The 20,317-nt window shown below is 70.1% G+C and carries 19 protein-coding genes; 6 read left to right on the top strand and 13 right to left on the bottom strand.

All coding sequences use genetic code 11. The features are described 5' to 3' along the window. Nucleotides 1-16 precede the first annotated feature (16 nt). Nucleotides 17-1,162: an L-lactate dehydrogenase gene (locus RTL41_RS08050; protein WP_312163115.1), complete on the bottom strand. Its 1,146-nt coding sequence runs from the start codon at nt 1,160-1,162 to the stop codon at nt 17-19. A 56-nt stretch (nt 1,163-1,218) separates the two neighbouring features. Between RTL41_RS08050 and RTL41_RS08045 the strand changes: the two genes are divergently transcribed. Next, on the top strand, nt 1,219-1,590 hold the full coding sequence (locus RTL41_RS08045; RefSeq protein WP_312163114.1) for a DUF423 domain-containing protein: 372 nt from the start codon (nt 1,219-1,221) through the stop codon (nt 1,588-1,590). Here RTL41_RS08045 and RTL41_RS08040 read toward each other — a convergent pair. Beyond that, nucleotides 1,581-2,792 (bottom strand): multidrug effflux MFS transporter, encoded by a 1,212-nt coding sequence (locus RTL41_RS08040; RefSeq protein ID WP_312163111.1) that lies wholly within the window; start codon nt 2,790-2,792, stop codon nt 1,581-1,583. The two genes, RTL41_RS08045 and RTL41_RS08040, sit on opposite strands and share 10 nt — an antisense overlap. A 104-nt stretch (nt 2,793-2,896) precedes the next feature. Here RTL41_RS08040 and RTL41_RS08035 point away from each other — a divergent pair, with 104 nt between their 5' ends. From RTL41_RS08035 to RTL41_RS08025, 3 genes are read left to right on the top strand one after another with little or no spacing between them, the layout of a single operon-like run. Next, on the top strand, nt 2,897-3,883 hold the full coding sequence (locus tag RTL41_RS08035) for an alpha/beta hydrolase (RefSeq protein WP_312163108.1): 987 nt from the start codon (nt 2,897-2,899) through the stop codon (nt 3,881-3,883). Nucleotides 3,884-3,893: 10 nt separating this feature from the next. Further along, the gene (gene pip / locus RTL41_RS08030; protein ID WP_312163107.1) at nt 3,894-4,886 is read left to right on the top strand and encodes a prolyl aminopeptidase; all 993 of its coding nucleotides are present in this window, start codon (nt 3,894-3,896) and stop codon (nt 4,884-4,886) included. 16 nt (nt 4,887-4,902) lie between these two features. Then, on the top strand, nt 4,903-5,430 hold the full coding sequence (locus tag RTL41_RS08025) for an ATP-binding protein (RefSeq protein ID WP_312163106.1): 528 nt from the start codon (nt 4,903-4,905) through the stop codon (nt 5,428-5,430). Nucleotide 5,431: 1 nt separating this feature from the next. Here the strand turns inward: RTL41_RS08025 and rodA are convergent, their stop codons facing one another. From rodA to RTL41_RS07995, 6 genes are all read right to left on the bottom strand, one after another. Further along, entirely contained in the window at nt 5,432-6,586 is a 1,155-nt protein-coding gene (gene rodA / locus RTL41_RS08020; protein ID WP_312163105.1) for a rod shape-determining protein RodA, read from the bottom strand. Then, complete coding sequence (gene mrdA / locus RTL41_RS08015) at nt 6,583-8,586, bottom strand: penicillin-binding protein 2 (protein WP_312163103.1); 2,004 nt, start codon at nt 8,584-8,586, stop codon at nt 6,583-6,585. Before mrdA ends, rodA begins: the two co-directional genes overlap by 4 nt. 12 nt (nt 8,587-8,598) lie before the next feature. Further along, on the bottom strand, nt 8,599-9,108 hold the full coding sequence (locus RTL41_RS08010; protein ID WP_312163101.1) for a hypothetical protein: 510 nt from the start codon (nt 9,106-9,108) through the stop codon (nt 8,599-8,601). Further along, nucleotides 9,109-10,239, bottom strand: a complete 1,131-nt coding sequence (gene mreC, locus RTL41_RS08005; protein ID WP_312163099.1) for a rod shape-determining protein MreC — start codon at nt 10,237-10,239, stop codon at nt 9,109-9,111. 63 nt (nt 10,240-10,302) lie between these two features. Continuing rightward, entirely contained in the window at nt 10,303-11,346 is a 1,044-nt protein-coding gene (locus RTL41_RS08000) for a rod shape-determining protein (RefSeq protein ID WP_305299262.1), read from the bottom strand. 232 nt (nt 11,347-11,578) lie between these two features. After that, the gene (locus tag RTL41_RS07995) at nt 11,579-13,006 is read right to left on the bottom strand and encodes an HWE histidine kinase domain-containing protein (protein WP_312163095.1); all 1,428 of its coding nucleotides are present in this window, start codon (nt 13,004-13,006) and stop codon (nt 11,579-11,581) included. A 198-nt stretch (nt 13,007-13,204) separates the two neighbouring features. Between RTL41_RS07995 and RTL41_RS07990 the strand changes: the two genes are divergently transcribed. Continuing rightward, nucleotides 13,205-14,731: an ABC-F family ATP-binding cassette domain-containing protein gene (locus RTL41_RS07990; protein WP_312163093.1), complete on the top strand. Its 1,527-nt coding sequence runs from the start codon at nt 13,205-13,207 to the stop codon at nt 14,729-14,731. 33 nt (nt 14,732-14,764) lie between these two features. After that, nucleotides 14,765-15,118 carry a hypothetical protein gene (locus RTL41_RS07985; protein ID WP_312163091.1) on the top strand — a complete coding sequence of 118 codons (354 nt, stop codon included), beginning with the start codon at nt 14,765-14,767 and terminating at the stop codon, nt 15,116-15,118. Here RTL41_RS07985 and modA read toward each other — a convergent pair. The 5 genes from modA to RTL41_RS07960 form a co-directional block, all read right to left on the bottom strand. Next, nucleotides 15,115-15,876, bottom strand: a complete 762-nt coding sequence (gene modA / locus RTL41_RS07980; protein WP_312163089.1) for a molybdate ABC transporter substrate-binding protein — start codon at nt 15,874-15,876, stop codon at nt 15,115-15,117. The genes RTL41_RS07985 and modA overlap by 4 nt on opposite strands. A gap of 14 nt (nt 15,877-15,890) precedes the next feature. Further along, nucleotides 15,891-16,403, bottom strand: coding sequence for a molybdopterin-binding oxidoreductase (locus RTL41_RS07975; RefSeq protein WP_312163088.1), 513 nt, complete (start codon nt 16,401-16,403; stop codon nt 15,891-15,893). A gap of 8 nt (nt 16,404-16,411) precedes the next feature. Then, complete coding sequence (locus tag RTL41_RS07970; RefSeq protein WP_312163087.1) at nt 16,412-17,209, bottom strand: TOBE domain-containing protein; 798 nt, start codon at nt 17,207-17,209, stop codon at nt 16,412-16,414. Between the two features lie 2 nt (nt 17,210-17,211). Then, the gene (locus RTL41_RS07965) at nt 17,212-19,239 is read right to left on the bottom strand and encodes a TonB-dependent receptor (RefSeq protein WP_312163086.1); all 2,028 of its coding nucleotides are present in this window, start codon (nt 19,237-19,239) and stop codon (nt 17,212-17,214) included. Nucleotides 19,240-19,312: 73 nt separating this feature from the next. Next, entirely contained in the window at nt 19,313-20,191 is an 879-nt protein-coding gene (locus tag RTL41_RS07960) for a DMT family transporter (protein WP_312163084.1), read from the bottom strand. Nucleotides 20,192-20,317: the final 126 nt, after the last annotated feature.

Genomic DNA, 20,317 nt, shown 5'->3' with positions numbered 1-20,317 from the left:
GAATTGAAAAGTTTTTCTAAGGTGCGACGTCTAGTAGCAACTTATCGGCGTCTCGCGCGGCATTGCAGCCGGTCAGCACCATGGCCGTCGCGAGCTCCGCACGGAGGGTTCCGAGCATCTTGGCGACCATCGGTCGCCCGCCCGCGCCCAGCGCATAAGCCCAGGCGCGGCCGATGAAGCAGGCCTTGGCGCCGAGGCTGAGCGCCTTGAGCACGTCCAGGCCCGAACGGACGCCGCCGTCCATGAACACCTCCAGGTCGCCGCCGACCGCGTCGACCACCGCCGGCAAGGCCGAGACCGAGGAGCGCACGCCGTCCAGTTGGCGTCCGCCGTGGTTGGAGACCACCAGCCCCTGCGCCCCGGCGCGGACCGCGTCGCGGGCGTCTTCCGGGTCGAGCACGCCCTTGACCACGATGGGGCCGTCCCAGATCTCACGCACGAAATCGAGGTCGGCCCAGGTGACGGAGCGGTCGAAGTTCTTGGCGATCCAGCTAAGGAAGTCGGTGACGCTGCGGCCCTGGGGAATGGCGCCGGCGACCGAGCCCAGGCTGTGCGGGCGGCCGTTGAGCCAGACGTCCCACAGCCATTCGGGGTGCGTCACCCCCTGCCATGCCGTGTTCATGGCGCCCGACAGCGCGGTCGCCCCGGTAAAGCCCGAGCGCACGTCGCGATAGCGCGCGCCCGGCAGCGGCAGGTCGACGGTGAAGACCAGCACCGGGCAGCCGGCGGCCTTGGCCCGGCCCAGCAGCTCGCGCATGTAGCCGCGGTCCTTGAGCATATAGAGCTGGAACCACGGGGCCTTGCCGGCCTCGGCGACTTCCTCGACCGAGCAGACGCCGACCGTGGACAGGCAGAACGGAACCCCGGCGACGGCGGCGGCCTTGGCGGCCTGGACCTCGCCGCGGCGGGCGTACATCCCGGCCATGCCGACCGGCGACAGGCCCAGGGGCATGGTCATCTTCTGGCCCAGCACCTCCACCGACATGTCGAGCTGGGTCATGTCGCGCATGACCCGCTGGCGCAGGGCCAGGGCCTCGAGGTCGGCGACGTTGCGCTCCAGGGTGACCTCGGCGTAGGACCCGCCGTCGATGTACTCGAAGAACATCTTCGGCAGCCGTCGTTTCGCAAGCTCGCGATAGTCCGCAACCGATGCCGGGTTCATTCCCCACCTCCCCTGTACTTGTGGCCATCGTTAGCCAGAGTCGCTAGGCAGAGTGCATGAGCAATCTGCGTGCCTGGATGTCCGCCGCCGCTTCGTGCGGTTTTCTCGCCGTGGCTTTCGGCGCTTTCGCGGCCCATGGCGTGACCGATCCCAAGGCCAGGGAATGGATGCATACGGGGGCGACCTACGCCTTTCTGCACGCCTTGGCGGTGTTCGCCGCCGTGGTCGTGGCCGGCCAGGGCGGACGGCGCGCGAGGCTGGTCCCGCCCCTGTTCCTGGCCGGGGTGGCGATCTTCTCGGGCTCGCTGTTCGCCATGGCCCTGGGCGCGCCGCGCTGGTTCGGGGCGATCACGCCGATCGGCGGGCTGCTGTTCCTGGCCGGCTGGGCCATGCTGGCCTGGGCGGCGCTGGAGAAGCCTCAGGCCTGAGCCCTCCGCGGCAGGGCCAGCGTGCGCAGGGCCGCGGCCGAGCCGATGACGGCCAGGGCCATGACGATCGCCATCGGCCGGGGCGTGCCATCATGGAACGCTCCCGAGAGGCTGGCGGCCAGGGCGCCGACCCCGAACGAGGCGCCGCCCATCAGGGCCGAGACCGACCCGGACCGGCGCGGGTCGACGTTCAGCGCCCCGGCCATGGTGTTGCCCTGCATGAAGCCGTAGCTGGCCAGCAGCACGAACAGCAGCGGCAGGACGCTCCAGCGTTCGCCGAAGCCGCTGACCGCCGCGAACGCCAGGGCGATGGCGGCCAGCACCGCGGCGCTGCTGGCGCGGGCCAGGACCTGGTCGGGGGTGGAGCGGCGCAGCAGGTAGCGGTTGACCTGGCTGGCGCCGATCACCGCCGCGGCGTTGAGGCCGAACACCCAGCCGAAGTGCGAGGGCGAAATCCCGTAGGTCCCGATCAGCAGGTCGGGCGAGGCGGAGATATAGGTAAAGAGCGTCGCGCCGTTGAGCGCCCCGGCCAGGGCGTAGCCGACCAGCCGCGGCTGGCGCAGCAGGGCCAGGTAGGCCCTGATCGGGTTTTCCGACGCCGCCTGGGCGGCGGTTTCGTCCGAGCGCGACTCCTGCAGCCAGAGCAGGGTCGCCGCGCCGCAGGCCAGGCCGAACAGCGCCAGCACCCAGAAGTTCAGCCGCCAGCCGCCGAGCGTCAGCAGCACCCCGCCCAGCATCGGGGCGAGGATCGGCGCCAGCCCCATGATCAGGGTCAGCAGCGACAGCATCCGCGCCGTCTCGGTGTGGTTGAAGCGGTCGCGCACCACGGCCCGGGCCACGACGCCGCCCGCGCAGCCGCCCAGGGCCTGGACGAACCGCGCGGCGATCAGCATGTCGCCGGAGGTCGAGAGCGCGCAGGCGATCGAGGCCGCCACATAGATCACCACGCCGAACAGGATCGGACCGCGCCGGCCGAACCGGTCCGACGCCGGGCCATAGAAGAACTGGCCGATGGCCATGCCGGCGAAGAAGGCCGCGACGGTCCCCTGGGTCTGGGCCGCGGTGGCCCCCAGGTCCGCGCCGATGGCCGGCAGGCTGGGCAGGTACATGTCGATCGACATGGGGGCGAAGGCGGTCAGGGCTCCGAGCAGGAACACCAGTCCCCAGGGCGTGCGGTCGGCGGCGGCTTGCTGGCTGGTCATCGCGCCCTTCTAGCGCCATTCGCCGCGCCGGCGCCAAGCACCGCTTGCCTTCCGCGCAAGGAACCCTGGCATGGTGGCCGCGAACAGATCCGGAGGAAGCCCGCATGTCGTCCGCCCTCGCCCGCCAGATGCCGCCCGTGAAGCACGCCCAGGTCAACGGGATCGACATGGCCTATTACGAGGTCGGACCGCGCGGCCGGGGCGCGCCGCTGATCTTCTGCCACGGCTTTCCGGAGCTGGCGTTCTCGTGGCGCCATCAGCTCAAGGCCTGCGAGGCGGCCGGCGTCTGGGCGATCGCGCCCGACCAGCGCGGCTATGGCCTGAGCTCGCGCCCCGAGGCCGTCACCGACTACGACATGGAGCACCTGACCGGCGACCTGGTCGGGCTGCTGGACCATCTGGGCGCCGAGAAGGGCGTGTTCGTCGGCCACGACTGGGGCGGGATCGTCGTCTGGCAACTGCCGCTGATGCACCCGGACCGCGTCGCCGGGATCATCGGCCTCAACACCCCGTTCATGCGCCGCGCGCCGCTGGATCCGATCGAGGGCATGCGCAAGGTGTTCGGCGAGGACATGTACATCGTCTGGTTCCAGAAGCCGGGGATCGCCGACGCCGCCCTGGCCGCCGATGTCGACAAGACCATCCGCTTCTTCATGCGCCGGCCGGCGGCGGTCGCGCAGGCGGCGGCGGCTCCGGAGGGCGGATCGACCTTTGCCTTCGGCGACGCCCTGAAGGCCTGGGACAAGTCCGACACCGCCAACCAGTTGCTGAACGCCGAGGAACTGGCCGCCTTCGTCGAGACCTTCCATGCCAGCGGCTTCACCGGCGGGATCAACTGGTATCGCAACTTCAGCCGCAACTGGGAGCGCTCGGCGGACCTGCCCACGCGCATCGACGGCGTGCCCTGCCTGATGATCATGGCCGAGAAGGACGTGGTGCTGTCGCCCGCCATGGCCGAGGGCATGGAAGAGGTGATCGGCGACCTGGAGAAGGCGCTGATCAAGGACAGCGGCCACTGGACGCAGCAGGAAAAGCCCGAAGAGGTCAATCGCCTCATCCTTGACTGGATGGAGCGGCGCTTCCCGAAGTAGACTGCCGGGGATGGAACGAAACACCCCGCCGCTCACCGTCTCGACCTCCGCGCACCGCAAGGGGCTGTTTCCGGACAACGAGCCCTACGCCTATGGCTGGCTGCCGACCGGCGGGGCGCACGAGATCTTCTACGAGGAGTGCGGCAATCGAGACGGCAAGCCATGCGTGATCCTGCATGGCGGTCCGGGCGGAGCGATCAACCCGACCATGCGGCGGTTCTTCAACCCCGCGAAGTGGCGGATGGCCCTGTTCGACCAGCGCGGCTGCGGCAAGTCGCGGCCGAACGCCAGCCTGGACGACAACACCACCTGGACGCTGATCGAGGACATCGAGCGGCTGCGCATCCACCTGGGCGTCGAGAAGTGGACGGTGTTCGGCGGCTCCTGGGGCTCGACCCTGGCCCTGGCCTACGCCATCACCCATCCGCATCGGGTCGAGGCGCTGGTCCTGCGCGGCATCTTCCTGCTGACCCAGCGCGAGCTGCGCTGGTTCTACCAGGAGGGCGCCTCGATGCTGTTCCCGGACGCCTGGCAGCGGTTCTGCGCGCCGATCCCGGAAGCCGAGCGCGGCGACATGATGAGCGCCTATCACAAGCGCCTGACCCACTCCGACCGGCGCATCCAGGCCGAGGCGGCGGCGGCGTGGAGCCAGTGGGAGGGCGATACGATCTCGATCCGCGGGCCCGAGGCGCGGCCTTCGAAGTTCAACGAGATCGACTTCGCCATCGCCTTCGCGCGGATCGAATGCCACTTCTTCGCCAACGGCGGCTTCTTCAAGGAAGACGGCTGGATCCTGAACAACATCGACAAGATCCGCGGCATCCCCGGCTGGATCGTCCAGGGCCGGTTCGACGTGGTCACCCCGATGGACAGCGCCTGGCGGCTGAAGACCGCCTGGCCGGAAGCCAATTTCGACATCGTCTGGGACGCGGGGCACGCCTCGACCGAGCCTGGGATCGTCGATGGCCTGGTGCGGGCGACCGATCAGGCGCTCAAGCTGTAGGAGCTCCCGCAAGGCCGTGGCCGTCACCCTCGCCGATGCGCTGGTTTCGCTGAGGCCCCTGCCCGGCCTGGCCGTGCTGATGTGCGGGATCGCCGGCAGCGGCAAGACCACCTTCGCCATGGAGCTGGAGCGTGCCGGCTTCTCGCGGCTGTCGATCGACGAGGAGATCTGGCGCCGCCACGGCCGCTATGGGCTGGACTATCCGCCCGAAGCCTACCCCGGGCACGTCGAGGCCGCCCGGGCGGCGATCCGCGCGCGCCTCCACGACGAATTGCAGGAGGGACACGCGGTCGTGGTCGATTCCAGCTTCTGGAGCCGATCGCATCGCGAGGACTTCAAGGCGGCCGTGGCGGCGGCCGGCGGGACCTGGCGGCTGATCTATCTGAAGGCGGACGTCGACGTCCTGAGGCTGCGCCTGAGCGCCAGGACCGCCCGGTTCGACGCCAACGCCGCCCTGCCGATCGACGACCGGAAACTGGCGGAGTTCGTGCGGAGCTTCGAGCCGCCGGTCGGCGAAGGCGAGACGGTGGTCAGGGTCGCCTGACCTACATGAAGGCGCCCTTGCCGCTGGTGACTTCGGAATAGCGGTGCACGCGCACGGCCTGGACCAGGCCAAAGCCGATCATCACGGTCAGCATGACGGTGCCGCCATAGGACAGCAGCGGCATGGGCACGCCCACCACCGGCGCCAGGCCCATGACCATCGCCCCGTTGATCAGGACGTAGAGCGCGAAGGTCGCGGTGGTGCCGGCGGCCGACAGCCGGCCGAAGTGCGAATGCGCCAGGGCCGAGGTCCGCAGCGCCATGAAGATCACCGCGCCGTAGAGGAACAGGATCGAGAAACAGCCCAGGAAGCCGAACTCCTCGGCCAGGGTGGCGAAGATGAAGTCGGTCTGCTTCTCGGGCAGGAAGTTGAGCTGGCTCTGCGACCCGAGCCCGTAGCCCTTGCCGAAGAAGCCGCCCGAGCCGAGCGCGATCTTGGACTGCAGGATGTGGTAGCCCGAGCCCGAGGGGTCGCTCTCGGGATCCAGGAAGGTCAGCACGCGCTTGCGCTGGTAGTCGTGCAGCACGAACATCACGATCGGCGGCACGGCCGCGACGAACGCCGCGACGCCCGCGAAGATGATCCGCCAGGACAGCCCCGCCAGCACCACGATGGCCACGCCGGTCATGGCGATCAGCATGGCGGTGCCGAGGTCGGGCTGGTGCATGACCAGCACGGTCGGCGCCCCGATCATCGCCGCCGGGACCAGCAGCCACCAGGACAGCCGGGCGCTGTCGGCCGGGATGCCGTGGTAGAACCGCGCCAGGGCCAGCACGATGCCGAGCTTCATGATCTCGGACGGCTGGAAGCTGAACGGCCCGAAGGCCAGCCATCGCTGGGCGCCCATGCGCACGTCGCCGGCCACCTCCACGGCCACCAGCAGCAGCAGGCCTATGCCGTACAAGGGATAGGCGATAGCGAACCAGACCCGCAGGTCGATCATCGCCAGGCCGATCATCAGGACGAAGCAGAGCGCGAAGCGGGTCAGGTGCTTCGCGGCCCACGGCTCCCACGACGACCCGGCGATGGAGAACATCATCAGGGCGCCGGCGCCAGCGATCAGGCACAGGGCCAGGGCGAAGAGCCAGTCGACCTCGGTGAGCTTGACGACCAGGCGATCGCGTTCGCCCGGCCGGGTCAGGGCGCTGACGGTCATGTCGCGCCTCCGGCGGTCGTGGCCGGCGCTGCGGGCGCCGGCTCGGGCGTCGGCGTCGGAGCCTCGGGCGCGACGCCTTCGGCCTCTGCGGGCTCAGGCGCCTCGGGCATGGGCATGGCCGTCTCGATGCGCGAACGCAGCTCGGGATCCTTCATGAGCGCCACGCGCATCACCTCGCGGGCGCGGGGCGCGCCGGCGGTCGCGCCGCCCAGGCCGCCGTGCTCGACGATGACGGCCACCGCGTAGCGCGGATCGTCGACGGGCGCGAAGGCGACGAACAGGTTGTGGTCCTTCAGCCGCCAGGTGACCCCGGCGCTGCTGCGCGAGGCCAGGCCCGCATAGGAGCGCACCTGGGCGGTGCCGGTCTTGCCGGCCATCTGGATGTCGCCAAGGCCGAGCTGGCTCTGGCGATAGGCGGTGCCGCCGGTGTCGTTGGCCACGGCGACCATCCCGCCGCGGACATAGTCGAGCTGTTCCTTGGTGAACGGCAGGTCCGGCGCGTCGTCGCCATGCGGCATCTCCACCCCGCCGACCGACTTGATGAGCCGCGGATTGAGCGCCTTCTTGCCATTGGCCAGGCGCGCGGTCATCACCGCCAGTTGCAGGGCGTTCACGGCGACGTAGCCCTGGCCGATGCCGTAGCTGACCGAGTCGCCCGGCTGCCAGACCGGCTCGCGCTTGACCGCCTTGCGCTTCCATTCGCGCGAGCCGACGACGCCCTTCTTCTGGCCGGGAATGCCGATGTCGAAGATCTGGCCAAAGCCCATGGCGTGCGCCGCCTTGGCGATGGGGTCCGGCCCGATCCTCAGCGCCGTCTGGTAGAAATAGACGTCGCAGGAGTTCTTGATGGCGTCGTGCATGTTCTGCGAGCCGTGCCCGCCATGCCTCCAGCAGCGCCAGGTGCGCCCGCCCCAGTACCAGCCGCCCGAGCAGTGAACCCGGGCCTCGGGGTCGATCCCGGCGGTCAGGGCGGCCAGGGCCACGGTCGGCTTGAAGGTCGAGCCCGGCGGATAGGTGCCGGTCATCACCTTGTCGAGCAGCGGCTTGCGCTCGTACTGCGCCAGCGCCCGGTACTCGGGCCCCGACAGGCCGCGGACGAAACGGTTGGCGTCGAAGCTGGGCGAGGAGGCCATGCACAGCAGGTCGCCCGTGCGGCAGTCCATCATGACGATGGCCCCGCTCTCGTCGCCCATCACCTCGAGCGCGCGGTTCTGGACGTCGACGTCGAGGGTGAGCTCGACGCGCTTGCCGGGGATGCTGGGGATGTCGCCCGCCTCGTCCTGGCGGACCTCGCGGCCGTTGGCGTCGACCTCGACCTTCCTGGCGCCGGGCTTGCCGCGCAGTTGCAGGTCGAAGGCCTTCTCGACCCCCTGGCGGCCGATGCGGAAGCCTGGATTGAGCAGGATGGGATCGGAGTTCGGTCCGGTGGAGGTCAGGTCTTCCTTGTTGACCTTGGCCACGTAGCCGATGACGTGCGCGAACGCGCCGCCGTACGGATAGACCCGCACCTCGCCCATGTCGGCGGTGACGCCCGGCAGTTCAGGGGCGCGGACGTTGATGGCCGAGAACTCGTCCCAGCTCATGTCCTCGGCCACGGAGACCGGGACCCGCTTGGGGCTCTGCCGAATGTCCTTGATCAGCCGCAACTGGCGCGCCTCGTCCAGGGGCACGAAGGTCGCCAGGGTCTTCAGCGTGCCCTCGACGTCCATGTTGTTGTCCTCGCGCGAGACGAGGAGCCGGAAGTTCGGGCGGTTGGAGGCCAGGACCGCGCCGTTGCGGTCGACGATCAGGCCGCGCGGCGGCGGGACCAGGCGGAAGTTGAACTGGTTCGAGGCCGACAGCTTCTCGTAGCGCTGGGTCTCGATGATCTGCAGGTGGGCCAGGCGCGCGCCCAGCGCGGTCAGGCCAAGCCCGGCGATGCCGCCCATGAGGAACATCCGGCGGTGGAAGACCCCCTGCCGTTCATTGACCTCGGAAAAGAAGATCGACGGCTCGGCCATCGCTTCGGGACCCTAACGGAAACGCACGTCTGCATCCTCGAACCGATCGATGAGCAGATGAGCGAAGGGAAACAATATGAATGTGGCGAGGAATTGCCAGCCGACGGCGACGGGATCTGCTGTCGCATGCGCCCCGACCATCGTGAACAGGTACGCCGCCCCCATGGCCAGCGCCGTGACGGCCGCGTACCAGGCCCACATCGCCGGAAAGCTCTGGCCGGCCATCATGCTGCGCCCCACCAGGCCCCCGCCGTAGGCGAGCAGCAGCGAGAGCGCCCACAGCCCCATCGGCGCGCCCCAGAAGATGTCCAGGAACAGCCCCATCAGCAGCACCCCGACCGGGGCCAGCATCGAGGGGCGGATCACCGCCCAGGCGAAGGTCGGCGCCAGCGGGAAGATCGGCTCAGGCAGGCTGAGGCCGAAGGGCCGGAACGGCAGCGAGAACAGGACGGTCAGGATCAGGCACTGGACGAGCGGGACGCCGATCCAGCGCCAGGGGGCCAAGGGGCGTGCGCCGGCCATCTAGAACGGAACCTCCGACGGCGGCGGCTGGACCGCCGGCGCGCTCGGCGCGGCGGGCGGCGGCGCGGGGCGGCTGACCTGCGGCTGCGGGGCCGCGGGCCGGGGCGCGGCGGGCTTCGGCGCGGGCGGCTTCGGAGCCGGCGCAGGCGCGGTTCCGGCCGGGCGCGGCGCGGCCGGCGCCTGGGTCGCGGCGGCGACGGGGATCGAGGTCACGCCCACGGTCGGCGCCGGGTTGGCCGGCGGCGGCACGGGCATGCGGTTCAGCTCGGCCGCGGCGGCGGCGGCCAGTTGCGAGAAGTCCTGGAAGAGCATGACCTGGACGAAGTCCACCGGGGCGGCGTCCGAGGCCAGCACGGCGCGCCAACGCCCGTCGAGCCCCTTGACCGCGACGCCGACCGGCAGGCCGCGCGGCAGCACGCCGCCGTCGCCGGAAGTGACGATGCGGTCGCCCTGCTTCACCGGGTCCTGGCCGCGCAGGTATTCGAGGCGCGGATTGGGGCCGCCGTCGCCGGCCAGGATGGCGCGGGCGTTGGTCCGGTCGATCATCACCGGGGTGCGCGAGGCGATGTCGGTGAGCAGCAGGACGCGGCTGGCGCCGTCGGTCACGCCGATGATGCGGCCGACGAGGCCGTTCTCGCTCATCACCGGGTTGCCGGGCCTGACGCCCTTTTCCCGGCCGGCGTTGGCCAGGCGGGTGTTGGAGAACGGGCCCCTCGCCTCGCTGACCGTGCGCGCGGCGACCATCGGGATCGGCGGGTCGGTCTTCAGGCCCAGCAGGGCCTTGTAGCGGTCGTTGGTGTCGCGCAGGGCCAGGGCGGCGGCCTGCCACTCGCGGGCCTCGCGCAGTTCCTCCTTCAGGCGGCGGTTCTCGGAGACTGCGAAGAAGTAGGCGCGAACGCCTTCGACGCCGTCGCCGATCCATTCGCCCGGGGTCGCCAGGACGCCGGTGACCGGCGCGGCGATCGCATCGCCGACCTTGCGCGAGGCGCCGTAGGCTTCGGTCTGGAAGGTCTCACGCCGGTCCGACAGCAGCAGGACCAGCGCCACGACCATGGCCACGACGAGAGCCGCCCCCGCCGTCCAGGCCAGGGGGACCTTCAGTTCGCCAAACGGATTCTCGCGAAGAGGCACCTGAACATGCTCGCCCTAAAGGCGCAGCCTGAGGACCCTCCCCCAGACCGCGACTCGGCAATCCTACGCCAGGGTGGACTCCAGAACGCCCTTCATCCACTTCGGATGTTCGAGCACCTTGCCGCAACCGAGCGCCACGCAGGAGAGCGGGTCGTCGGCGACGGTCACCGGCAGGCCGGTGTGGTCGCGGATCTCGGCGTCCAGGCCGCGCAGCAGCGCGCCGCCGCCAGTCAGCATGATGCCCTTGTCGGCGATGTCGGAGGCCAGTTCCGGCGGGGTGGCTTCCAGCGCCATCTTCACGGCGTCGACGATCTGGCCGACCGGCTCGGCCAACGAATCCGACGCCTGCTTCTCGCTGATGCGCACTTCGCGCGGCACGCCCTGCATCAGGTCGCGGCCCTTGACCTCGATCGAGAGGCCCTCGCCGTCGGCCGGAGCGCGGGCGGTGCCGATCTCCTTCTTGATGCGCTCGGCGGTGGTCTCGCCGATCAGCAGGTTATGGTTGCGGCGCATGTAGGAGATGATCGCCTCGTCCATCTTGTCGCCGCCGACGCGGACCGAGCGGGAATAGACGATGCCCGAGAGCGAGAGGACGGCCACCTCGGTGGTTCCCCCGCCGATATCGACCACCATCGAGCCGGTCGGCTCGTGGATCGGCAGGCCGGCCCCGATGGCGGCGGCCATCGGCTCGTCGATCAGGCCCACGCGGCGACCGCCGGCGTTCAGGCAGCTATCGTTGATGGCGCGGCGCTCGACCGCCGTGGCCCCCGACGGCACGCAGACGATCACCTTGGGGTTCACGAAGCCCTTGCGGTTGTGAACCTTGCGGATGAAATACTTGATCATCTCCTCGGCGACTTCGAAGTCGGCGATGACCCCGTCGCGCATGGGGCGGATCGCCTCCATGTGGCCGGGCGTGCGGCCCAGCATCTGCTTGGCCTCGATGCCGACGGCGTGGACCACCTTGCGGCCGCCGACGTTGCGCAGGGCCACGACGGAGGGCTCGTTCAGGACGATCCCCTTACCCTTCATGTAGATCAGCGTATTGGCGGTGCCGAGATCGATGGCGATGTCGTTGGAGATAGCGCCGAAGAGGGACGAAAACATGCAGGGCCCTGGAGGTGGGGGAGCGGAATGGGGGGTATGCAAAGCCCAGGCTGCCGACGCTTCGTTTCGAAACTCGAAACGCCAGGCGGCGCCAGCCTCCGCTTGCAGGACAGAAGGTCCGTGTGCCCTGCAAGTGGGTTGATTTCAAGGCTTAATGACACGTCTGTGGTTTCGCGTCGCACGTGTGACGGGGGACGCGCTCGGGCGAGCTCGCCAGCGGTGGGGAACTGGCTCAAACCGTCGCTGAAATCGGGGCGGAAATACGGCAGCGCAGGCCGCTGTCCGCAAAGTCGAACACAACCTGGCCGTCGAGCTCGCGTTCCACCGCCCCGCGGATGAAGCGCAGGCCGAACCCGCACCGCGCCGGTTGGGCGGCAGGGGGCCCCTGCGTCTCGCGCCATTCGAGGAAGAGGACGTCTTCCACGCGGGTCCAATGCACCAGCAGCCGGCCTTCCGATGAGGACAGCGCGCCATGGCATCCGGCGTTGGTGGCCAGTTCGTGCAGCACCATGGCGAAGGTCACCGACGCGCGGGTCGACAACCGGACCGCCGGCCCCTCGCAGAGCGCCGCCTCGGCGCCAAAGGGGGCCAGGACGCCCGCGACGAGGTCGCCCAGGTCGGCGGCCTCCCAGCGTTGCTCGGCCAGGCGGTTGTGCGCGCCCGACAGCGCCATCAGCCGCGCCTCGAACGCCTGGCGCATGCCGACCAGGTCGCCGGCGTCGTGGAAGCTGTGCGCGGCCAGCGACTGGACCGTGGCCAGGGTGTTCTTCACCCGATGGTTCAACTCGTCCAGCAGGGTCTTCTGAAGGTCCTCGGCGCGTTTGCGCTCGGTGATGTCGACCAGCATGTTGATCGCGCCGACCAGTTCGCCGTCGGCCCCGGCCAGGGGGGTCGGATAGGCCAGGAAGGCGCCGCGGCTGCCGTCGGGCCGCTCGAAGACGGCTTCGGCCCCGGCGATCTGCCGCCGTTCCTTGATGGCCTGGGCCATGGAGCAGCGGTCGAGGGGCAGCGGCGCGCCCTCGGGTTCGTAGAGCTTGTGCGAGCCGCACCAGCGATCCTCGCCCAGCTTCGGCTCGCGGCCCCAGAGGGTCACCGCGGCGTGGTTGAAGCTCAGCACCCGGCCCTCCGGGTCGGTCTGGTAGATGGCGATCGGCGAGGTCTCGACCACGCGCTGGGTCCAGGCCTGGCGGGCGCGCAGCATCTCGCGCGCCTGGCGCAGCTCGGTGACGTCCTGCAGGCAGTTGATCGCTCCGATCAGCCGTCCGCCCTCGTCGTAGAGCGGTTCGACATTGGCCAGGACATGGGTGCGCCGGCCGTCCGGCTGGACGATGACCACCTCGCGGTCCTTGACCGCGGCGCCCGTGGCCAGGGTCTCCGACACCGGCGACTGCTCGGGCGTCATCGCCGCGCCGTCGGCGTGGAAGGCGCGGTCGAAGGGAATCGGCCGGCCGGCCGGGGACGGCGCCGCGCCCCAGAGTTCGGCGGCGCGGCGGTTGAAGTGCGCCACCACGCCCTTGCGATCGCAGACATAGACCCCGATGGGCAGGCGTTCGAGCAGGTTCTCCCAGGATTGGAAGGCGCGCCGAAGCAGGACTTCGGCGACGGCGTGACGGCCGTATACGCCCGCGTCACCCACCGGCATTCCCCCGACGTCGTCCATATCGCCGCCCGCAACTACGCATTTGGGGCCTCAAATCAGTCAGCACACGAGATTGTTCCGTCGAGTCGGCGACATTGACGACTCTGCTGTGGGCGAAGTGTGGATTGTCTCCCTGGCGCTACAGCCAAGCCGCAACCCCAAGTCTACAAAGGGGCTCCTCGCCTCCCGCCGCCATGGCCGAATACTGCGTGCACGAAGATGTCATCTCGCCAGGCTGTACTGGGCGTCGAGAACGCCAGCTTCTTCTACGGAGCCAACAAGGTCTTCGAGGGCGTCAGCTTCCAGCTTGACGATGCGCGCACCGCCCTGGTCGGCGAGAACGGCGCCGGCAAGTCGACCCTGCTGAAGTGCCTGCTGGGCGAGCTGGAGCTGATGGACGGGCAGATCGTCCGCTCCCGCGGCCTGAAGATCGGCTACGTGCCGCAGGAGACGCCGGCCGGCCTGGGCGAGAAGACCGTCCGCGAGGTGCTGGAGGCCGCCCTCCCCCTGACCGACGGGTCCGAGGACTGGAAGGTCGACGTCCTGCTGGACGAGATCGGCGTCGCCTACGAGACCGCGCAGCAGGCTTTCGGGTCGCTGAGCGGCGGCTGGCAACGGCTGCTGCTGATCGCGGCGGCGGCGCGGCTCTCCGAGCCCGACCTGCTGATCCTGGACGAACCGACCAACCACCTGGACCTGTCGAACATCAACACGCTGGAGACCTGGCTCGAACAGGACGGGCGGCTGCCGATGCTGATCGTCAGCCACGACCGCGAATTCCTGCAGCGGACCACGACGCGGACCCTGTTCCTGCGCTCGGACGGCGCCCACAGCTTCAGGACGCCCTTCGTCGAGGCTCGCCAGGCGCTGCTGCAACGCGACGCCGCCGACGCCGCCCGCCGGCAACTGGAGGGCAAGGAGATCGAGCGCCTGCAGAAGGTGGCGGCCCGCTACCGCGTCTGGGGCGTGAAGAACGACGCCTTCCACAAGCGCGCCAAGGCGACCGAGAAGCGGATCGAGCGGATCGAGACCGAGCGCACCAGCGCCTATGCGGCGCGCGAGCGGCGGCTGGAGCTGGGCGAGGGCGAGATGGACGCCAAGGTGGCGCTGCGCATCCGCGACTATGTGGTGAGCACGCCGGATGAGGCGCGCAGGCTGTTCGCCATCGAGCGCCTGAACGTGGCGCGGGGCGACCGCATCGCCCTGCTGGGCGTCAACGGCGCGGGCAAGTCGATGCTGCTCTCGGCCCTGGCGCGCGCCTTCGATCCGGAGCTGGAGCACTATGACGGCCAGGCGCCGATCAGCTTCAACCCGCAGAGCCGGTTGGTCTATTTCGACCAGAAGATGGCCGACCTGCCGCTGAAGACCAGCCTGCTCGACTTCGTGGCCTCGGCCGAGGGCGCTACCGACCGCGACGCCAACGCCCTGCTGGCCAAGGCCGGCTTTCCCTATGTCCGCATCAAGGGGCCGATCGGCGACCTCAGCCATGGCGAGCGGGCGCGGCTGGTGTTCCTGCGCATGAAGCTGGCGCGGCCGAACCTCTACCTGCTGGACGAGCCGACCAACCACCTGGACATCGAGGGCCAGGAGGAGCTGGAGGCGCAACTGGAGGGGACGGAGAACGCCTGCATCTTCGTCTCCCACGACCGCTATTTCACCCGCAGCGCCGCGACCCGGTTCCTGGAGATCCGCAAGGGGCGGCTGATCGAGGTCGAGGGGCCCGAGGCGTTCTTCGCCGCCCAATAGGCGCGGGCGGCGAAACGCCTTAAGCCGGGGCGCATGCAGAAGGTGATCACCTGGGCCGGCCGCGCGGCCCTGCTCGTCGTCCTGGCCGTGTGCGTCGTCGGCGCCCTGGACCCGAACTACAACGCCAGGAAGTGGGCGCCGCCGGCCGACGCCGTCATGCACGTCATCTACGGCTACCTGCTGACCGTGCTGTCGATCCTGGCCCTGCCCAAGATCAAGCCCTGGAAGATCGGCGGCTTCTACCTGGCCCTGGGCGCCGGGCTGGAGCTGACCCAGATCCTCGGCGTCGTGTCGGGGACCTTCCAGTGGAAGGACCTGGTCGCCAATGTCGCCGGCGTGATCGCCGCCCTCTTCCCGATGTGGCTGGCCCGGCGCAAGGCGCGTTAGCGCGCCGGCAGGACCGTGAAGCCGTACTTGCGGAACACCTCGGCGGCCTTGGGCGTGCTCATGAACGCCAGGAACCTGGCGGCGTCCGGGTTCCTGGAGCTGGCGACGACGGCGGCCGGATAGACGATCTTCGGGTGCGTCCCCTCGGGGAACAGGCCGACGATGCGGACCTTGGGCTCGACCTTGGCGTCGGTGTCGTAGACGATCCCCAGCGGGCTCTCGCCGCGGGCGACGAACTGCAGGGCGGCGCGGACGTTCTCGGCCTGGGCGAGCTTGTCCGAGACGCCGTCCCAGACGCCCAGCGCGGTGAGCGAGGCCTTGGCGTACTTGCCGGCGGGCACGTCGGGGCCGGCGACGGCCAGGCGGCCCGGCCCCAGGGCCTTGGCCAGGGGCATGCCCTTGCCGACCTTCAGCGCCACCTTGGAGTCGGCGGGCGCGATCAGGGCCAGGCGATTGGTCAGCAGGTCCCGGCGGCTGGCGGCGACGATCAGGTTGCGCTCGGCCAGATAGTTCATCCAGTCGGTGTCGGCGGACACGTAGACGTCGGCGGGCGCGCCCTGCTCGATCTGGCGCGCGATGGCCGAGGAGGCGGCGTAGGAGAACCGGGCCTCGCCCCCCGACTTCTCATACTCGGCCCCGACCTCGTCGAGGGCGTTCTTCAGCGAAGCGGCGGCGAAGACGGTGACCGGGGCGGCATGGGCCGCCGTCGCCATCAGCGAAGCGGCGACCAGCGCGGCGATCAAGCGGAACAGCTTCATGGCTAGCAAGGCTCCTAGTGCTTGTGCTCGCCCGCCTCGGCGGGCTTGGCGTTGGCCAGACGGATGACTTCGATGGTCTCGACCATGCGGGCCGAGCGGGCCGGCCGCAGGTCGTCCTCGACCACCAGGCGGAACGGACCGTCGTCCTTCAGCGGGCCGCCGTCGCCGCGATCGGCCAGGATGATGCGGCCCTTGCGGGTGCCCGGATCGGTCTCGGCCAGGCCGAACACGACCTGGTAGCCGTCCTTGGCGGTGACGCGGATGACGGTGGCGAGCTCGGGGCCGCGCACGGCCTTGCCGCTGGCCGCGCCGACACGGGCGACCACGTCGGCGAGCGGCGCACCCTCAAAGGTCGAGGTCTTGCCATGATGGGTGACGGTCAGCTTGACCTGCGGCAGGGCCGCCAGGTCGGCCGCCGAGAGGCTGGCGCTCTCGCCGTCGGGGCCTTTCAGCGCCACGGTCTGGGCCAGGGCCGGACCGGCCAGGGCCAGCGCCGCAAGCGCGGTGATCAGGGAAAGCGTGCGCATCGGGGTTCCTATTCGACGGCCAGGATGACGTGGGGGGCCTTGACCAGGGCGGTGACGACCTCGCCCTGCGCCAGGCCCAGGAGCTCGGCGCTCTCGCGGGTGATGGTCGCCACCAGGGTCTTGCCGTCGGCCAGGGCCAGGCTGATCTCGCTGCTGACGGCGCCGTCCTCGCGGCGCAGGACATGGGCGCGGAGCTGGTTGCGGGCGGAGGTGAGCAGCCCCTCCCCCTTGGCCAGCACCACGAAGCTGGACTTGATCAGGGCGATCGCCGGCTTGCCCGGCGCCAGGCCCAGGTCCTCGACGCTCTGGCGGGTCACGATCGAGACGATCTCCACCCCGTCGGCGACGCGGAGCGTCACCTCAGAGTTCACCGCGCCCGGCGTGACATTGGTCACCACGCCGCGCAGGGCGTTTCGCGCGCTGGTCTTCATGCCAAGACTCCAGAATAGCCCGCCCAGGTCGCTCTCGCTGGCGCCCATGCGGGCTTCGAGCCGGGCCAGCGCCTCGCCCAACTCGGCCTGGACCTTGTGGAAGGCGGCGATCACCGCCCGCCCGCGCTCGGTCACCTGGGCCGCGCCGCCGCTGCGGCCGCCGGGCTGGGCGGCGATCAGCGGCGCGTCGAACAGGTTGTTGAGCGCCTGCACCCCGTCCCAGGCGCCCTTGTAGGACAGGCCCACCTGCTTGGCCGCCGCGCTGATCGAGCCGAGTTCGGCGACGGCCTCCAGCAAGGCGATGCGATCGGCCCCCACCCGGCTGGCGCCGCGGCGAAGGAAGAAGGCTGCGTCGAGGTGGCCGTCGTCGCTCATGGCTAGAGCCTCATGCGGAGGTCGGCGAAGAAGCTACGTCCCTCCTCCGGGAAGCCGTCGACCAGTTGGTAGTTCTCGTCGAACAGATTCCGGCCGCCGACCACAAGGTCGATCTTGGGCGTCACCGACCATTGGACCGAGAGGTTGGTCAGCACGTAGTCGCCGGTCTTGTAGAAGCGCGGCGGGTTGATCGCCGAGGTGGAGGTGACGGTCCAGCGGTTGCTGGCCGCCTCGATGCTGGGGGTGATCCGCACCGCGTCGGTGACGGTCCAGTCCAGATAGGCGAACAGCTTGTGGTCGGGCACGCCCTGCGGCTTGAAGGCCGCGTTGGTCGGATCGGTCAGGCTGCGGTGGATGTAGGTGTAGTTGCCGCCGACCTGCAGGCGATCGGTCAGGTCGGCCGAGATCGCCAGTTCGCCGCCGTAGTACTCGCCCTCGCCGGCGTTGCGGGTCTGGTTGACCGTGCCGAAGGGCGGGCCGAGCGCGACCGGCACCTGGATCAGGGCGTCCTCGATGTCGCTGTAGAACAGCGCGCCGCTGAGGTTGACGCGCGCGATTTGGGCCTCGCCGCCGAGCTCGAAGCTGATCGCGCGCTCGGGCTTGACGTCGGGATTGGGGATGGCGGTCCCGAACCGCGAGCTGAAGCGTTCGAACAGGGTCGGGAAGCGGGTGCGCGATGAGACGCTGGCGTGCAGCGCCGCGGCGTCGCTGAGCCGCCACTTGGCCGCGGCCTGCCAGTTCCAGGCGTCGTCGTCGGTCAGGGGGTAGAAGACGTACTGCCCGGCGTTGAAGTCCTCGGCCAGGATCAGGTGGCGCCAGTCATAGGAGACGCCGAACACCAGATCGAGGTTGTCGCCGATCTCCTGGGTGTCCTCCAGGGCGAACGAGCCGGTGGTCTCGGTGGTGGTCTGACGCGGCTCGACCAGCGGCGGGCTGAAGGTCTGCTGCCACTCGACGTGCTTGTCCCTGCGGTAGTAGGCGGCCGCCTTGAGGGTGTTGGTCGCGCCCAGCTCGACACCGAGTTCGACGTTCCCGCCATAGGCCTCGTCCTCGTAGAACGAGCGGAAGGCGCGCCCCAGCGTCTGGGTGGTCTGCGAGGCGTTGTCGTAGGAATAGAGCCCGTTGTCGAAGGTGTTCCGGTAGAGCCGGGTCCGCACATAGGCGTTGTCGGCGATCCTGGTCGTGCTGAGGAAGGCCAGGCTGTCGATGTTCCAGTAGGGCCAGGTCCAGTAGCGGGTGCTGGCGGTGTCGGTGACGTGCAGCGGCGCGTTCTTCGAACCTTCCTGGCGGATGAAGTTCAGCGAGTATTCGTCGGTGTCGTTCGGGGTCAGCCCGGCCTTCAGGTTGACGCGCCAGTCCTCGGAATCCGAGCGGGCCCGGCGCCCGCCGTCCTCCAGCACCGTCGGCTGGAAGTCGTCGGACAGGCTGAAGTGGTCGCGGTCGGCCTTGGCGCCGCTGAGCTGCAGGTAGAAGCGGTCCTGCCGGGTCCCGATGCGACCGGAGACGGTATAGCCGCCCAGCGATCCGTCGCCGTCCAGGCCCGCGCCGACGCGCAGCTCGCCGTCCAGCGCGCTCGACGGCTTGCGGGTGACGATGTTGATGGCGCCGCCCAGCCCGCCCGGGCCGTCCAGCACCGACACATAGCCCTTGGAGATCTGGATCTCCGACAGGTCGGCGGTCAGGAAGCGGGCGAAGTCGATACGATTGTCGGCCGGCAGGAAGACCCGCACGCCGTCGATCGACAGCGGGGTCTGGAAGCGGTCGAAGCCGCGGACGAAGATCAACCGCTCGTTGCGCGAACCCCCGGAGTTGCCGGCCACCACGCCCGGCGCGAGGTCGAGCGCGCGATCGAGGCTGTACTTGTCGAAGCGGCGCAGATCCTCGTCGCCGATCACCGAACCGCCGATCAGGTCGCCGCCGCGGGTGCGGGCCGTCACCTGCAGTTCGCCGAGGGTGTAGGTGTCGTCGGCGGGCGCGGCGAGGGCCGGAGTGGCCGCCGCGCAAAGAAGAACAAGGGCTAGGCGTCGCAAGGGGCAGCTCCGTGACGTTATGAAGACGAACTACATAACGAGACTCGCTCAATGACACCAAACAGCTTCCGCCTCAACCGAGGGCGGTCATCACCACGCCGATCGCCGTGGCCGCGCCGCCGAGGATCTGGCGGGTGCTGAGGCGCTCCTTGAACAGCCGGCGGCCCGCGGCGGCGGCGATCGGCGCCTCGATGACCCCGACCGCCCGCACCGCGCCGGCCGGCGCCAGGGCCAGGGCCGCGAACCAGCAGGCCGAACCGGCCGCGCCGAAGAAGCCGGCCCCCAGGGACTGCCGCCAGGACGCGGCGACGGCGCGCAGCGCGGCCGGCCGGGTGAGCGCCAGGAAGACCACCAGGCCGACGGACTGCAGCGTCTGGGCGACGCAGACCGAGGCGGTGGCCGCAAACAGCGGGTGGCCGGGATCGAGGGCCACGCCCGCCTGGCGATAGGCGTTGAGCGTCACGCCGAAGGCCAGTCCCGAGGCCAGGCCGAACAGCGCGCCATGGGCGGCGCCCTGCTCCGCGCCGGCCTTGGGCCAGGACAGCACCGCCAGCCCCGCCGTCGTGGCGGCGACGCCGGCCCAGGCTTGCGGCCCGAGATGATCGCCGAAGGCCACGCCCATTAGCGCCGCCAGCGGCAGGGACGATTGCTGCATGAAGGTCGCCACGGCGAAGCCCGAGCGGCGCATGGCCACCAGCAGGGCCGCGGTGGCGGCGACCTGGCCGGCCGCGCCGCCGGCCACCGCGAAGGCGAACCGCCAGGAGAAGCGCGGGTCGGCCTCGGGCGTGGCCAGGGCGACCGCGCCGAAGATGGCCAGGGCGAACGGCAGGCCGAACAGGAAGCGCACCAGGGTCGCGCCCCACGGCCCGGCGTCGCCCACCAGGCCGCGTTGCAGCGCATTGCGCGCCACCTGCAGCGGCGCGGCGGCCGCTGTCAGCAGGATCCAGAGCATGGCTCAATCCCCCGCGCGAGGCGTCATCCCGGAAAGCGCGACAGCGCCTGCCCGGGACCCGTTCGCACAGGCCCTTCCGGAGAAATCGGTGTTGATGGGCCCCGGTCGTCCGCTGCGCGGAGACCG

It is taken from the genome of Phenylobacterium sp. (assembly GCF_031984885.1).
GTDB lineage: Bacteria > Pseudomonadota > Alphaproteobacteria > Caulobacterales > Caulobacteraceae > Phenylobacterium.
Note: the sequence above shows the minus strand (reverse complement) of the source record. Positions and strands in the feature narration are given on the sequence as shown.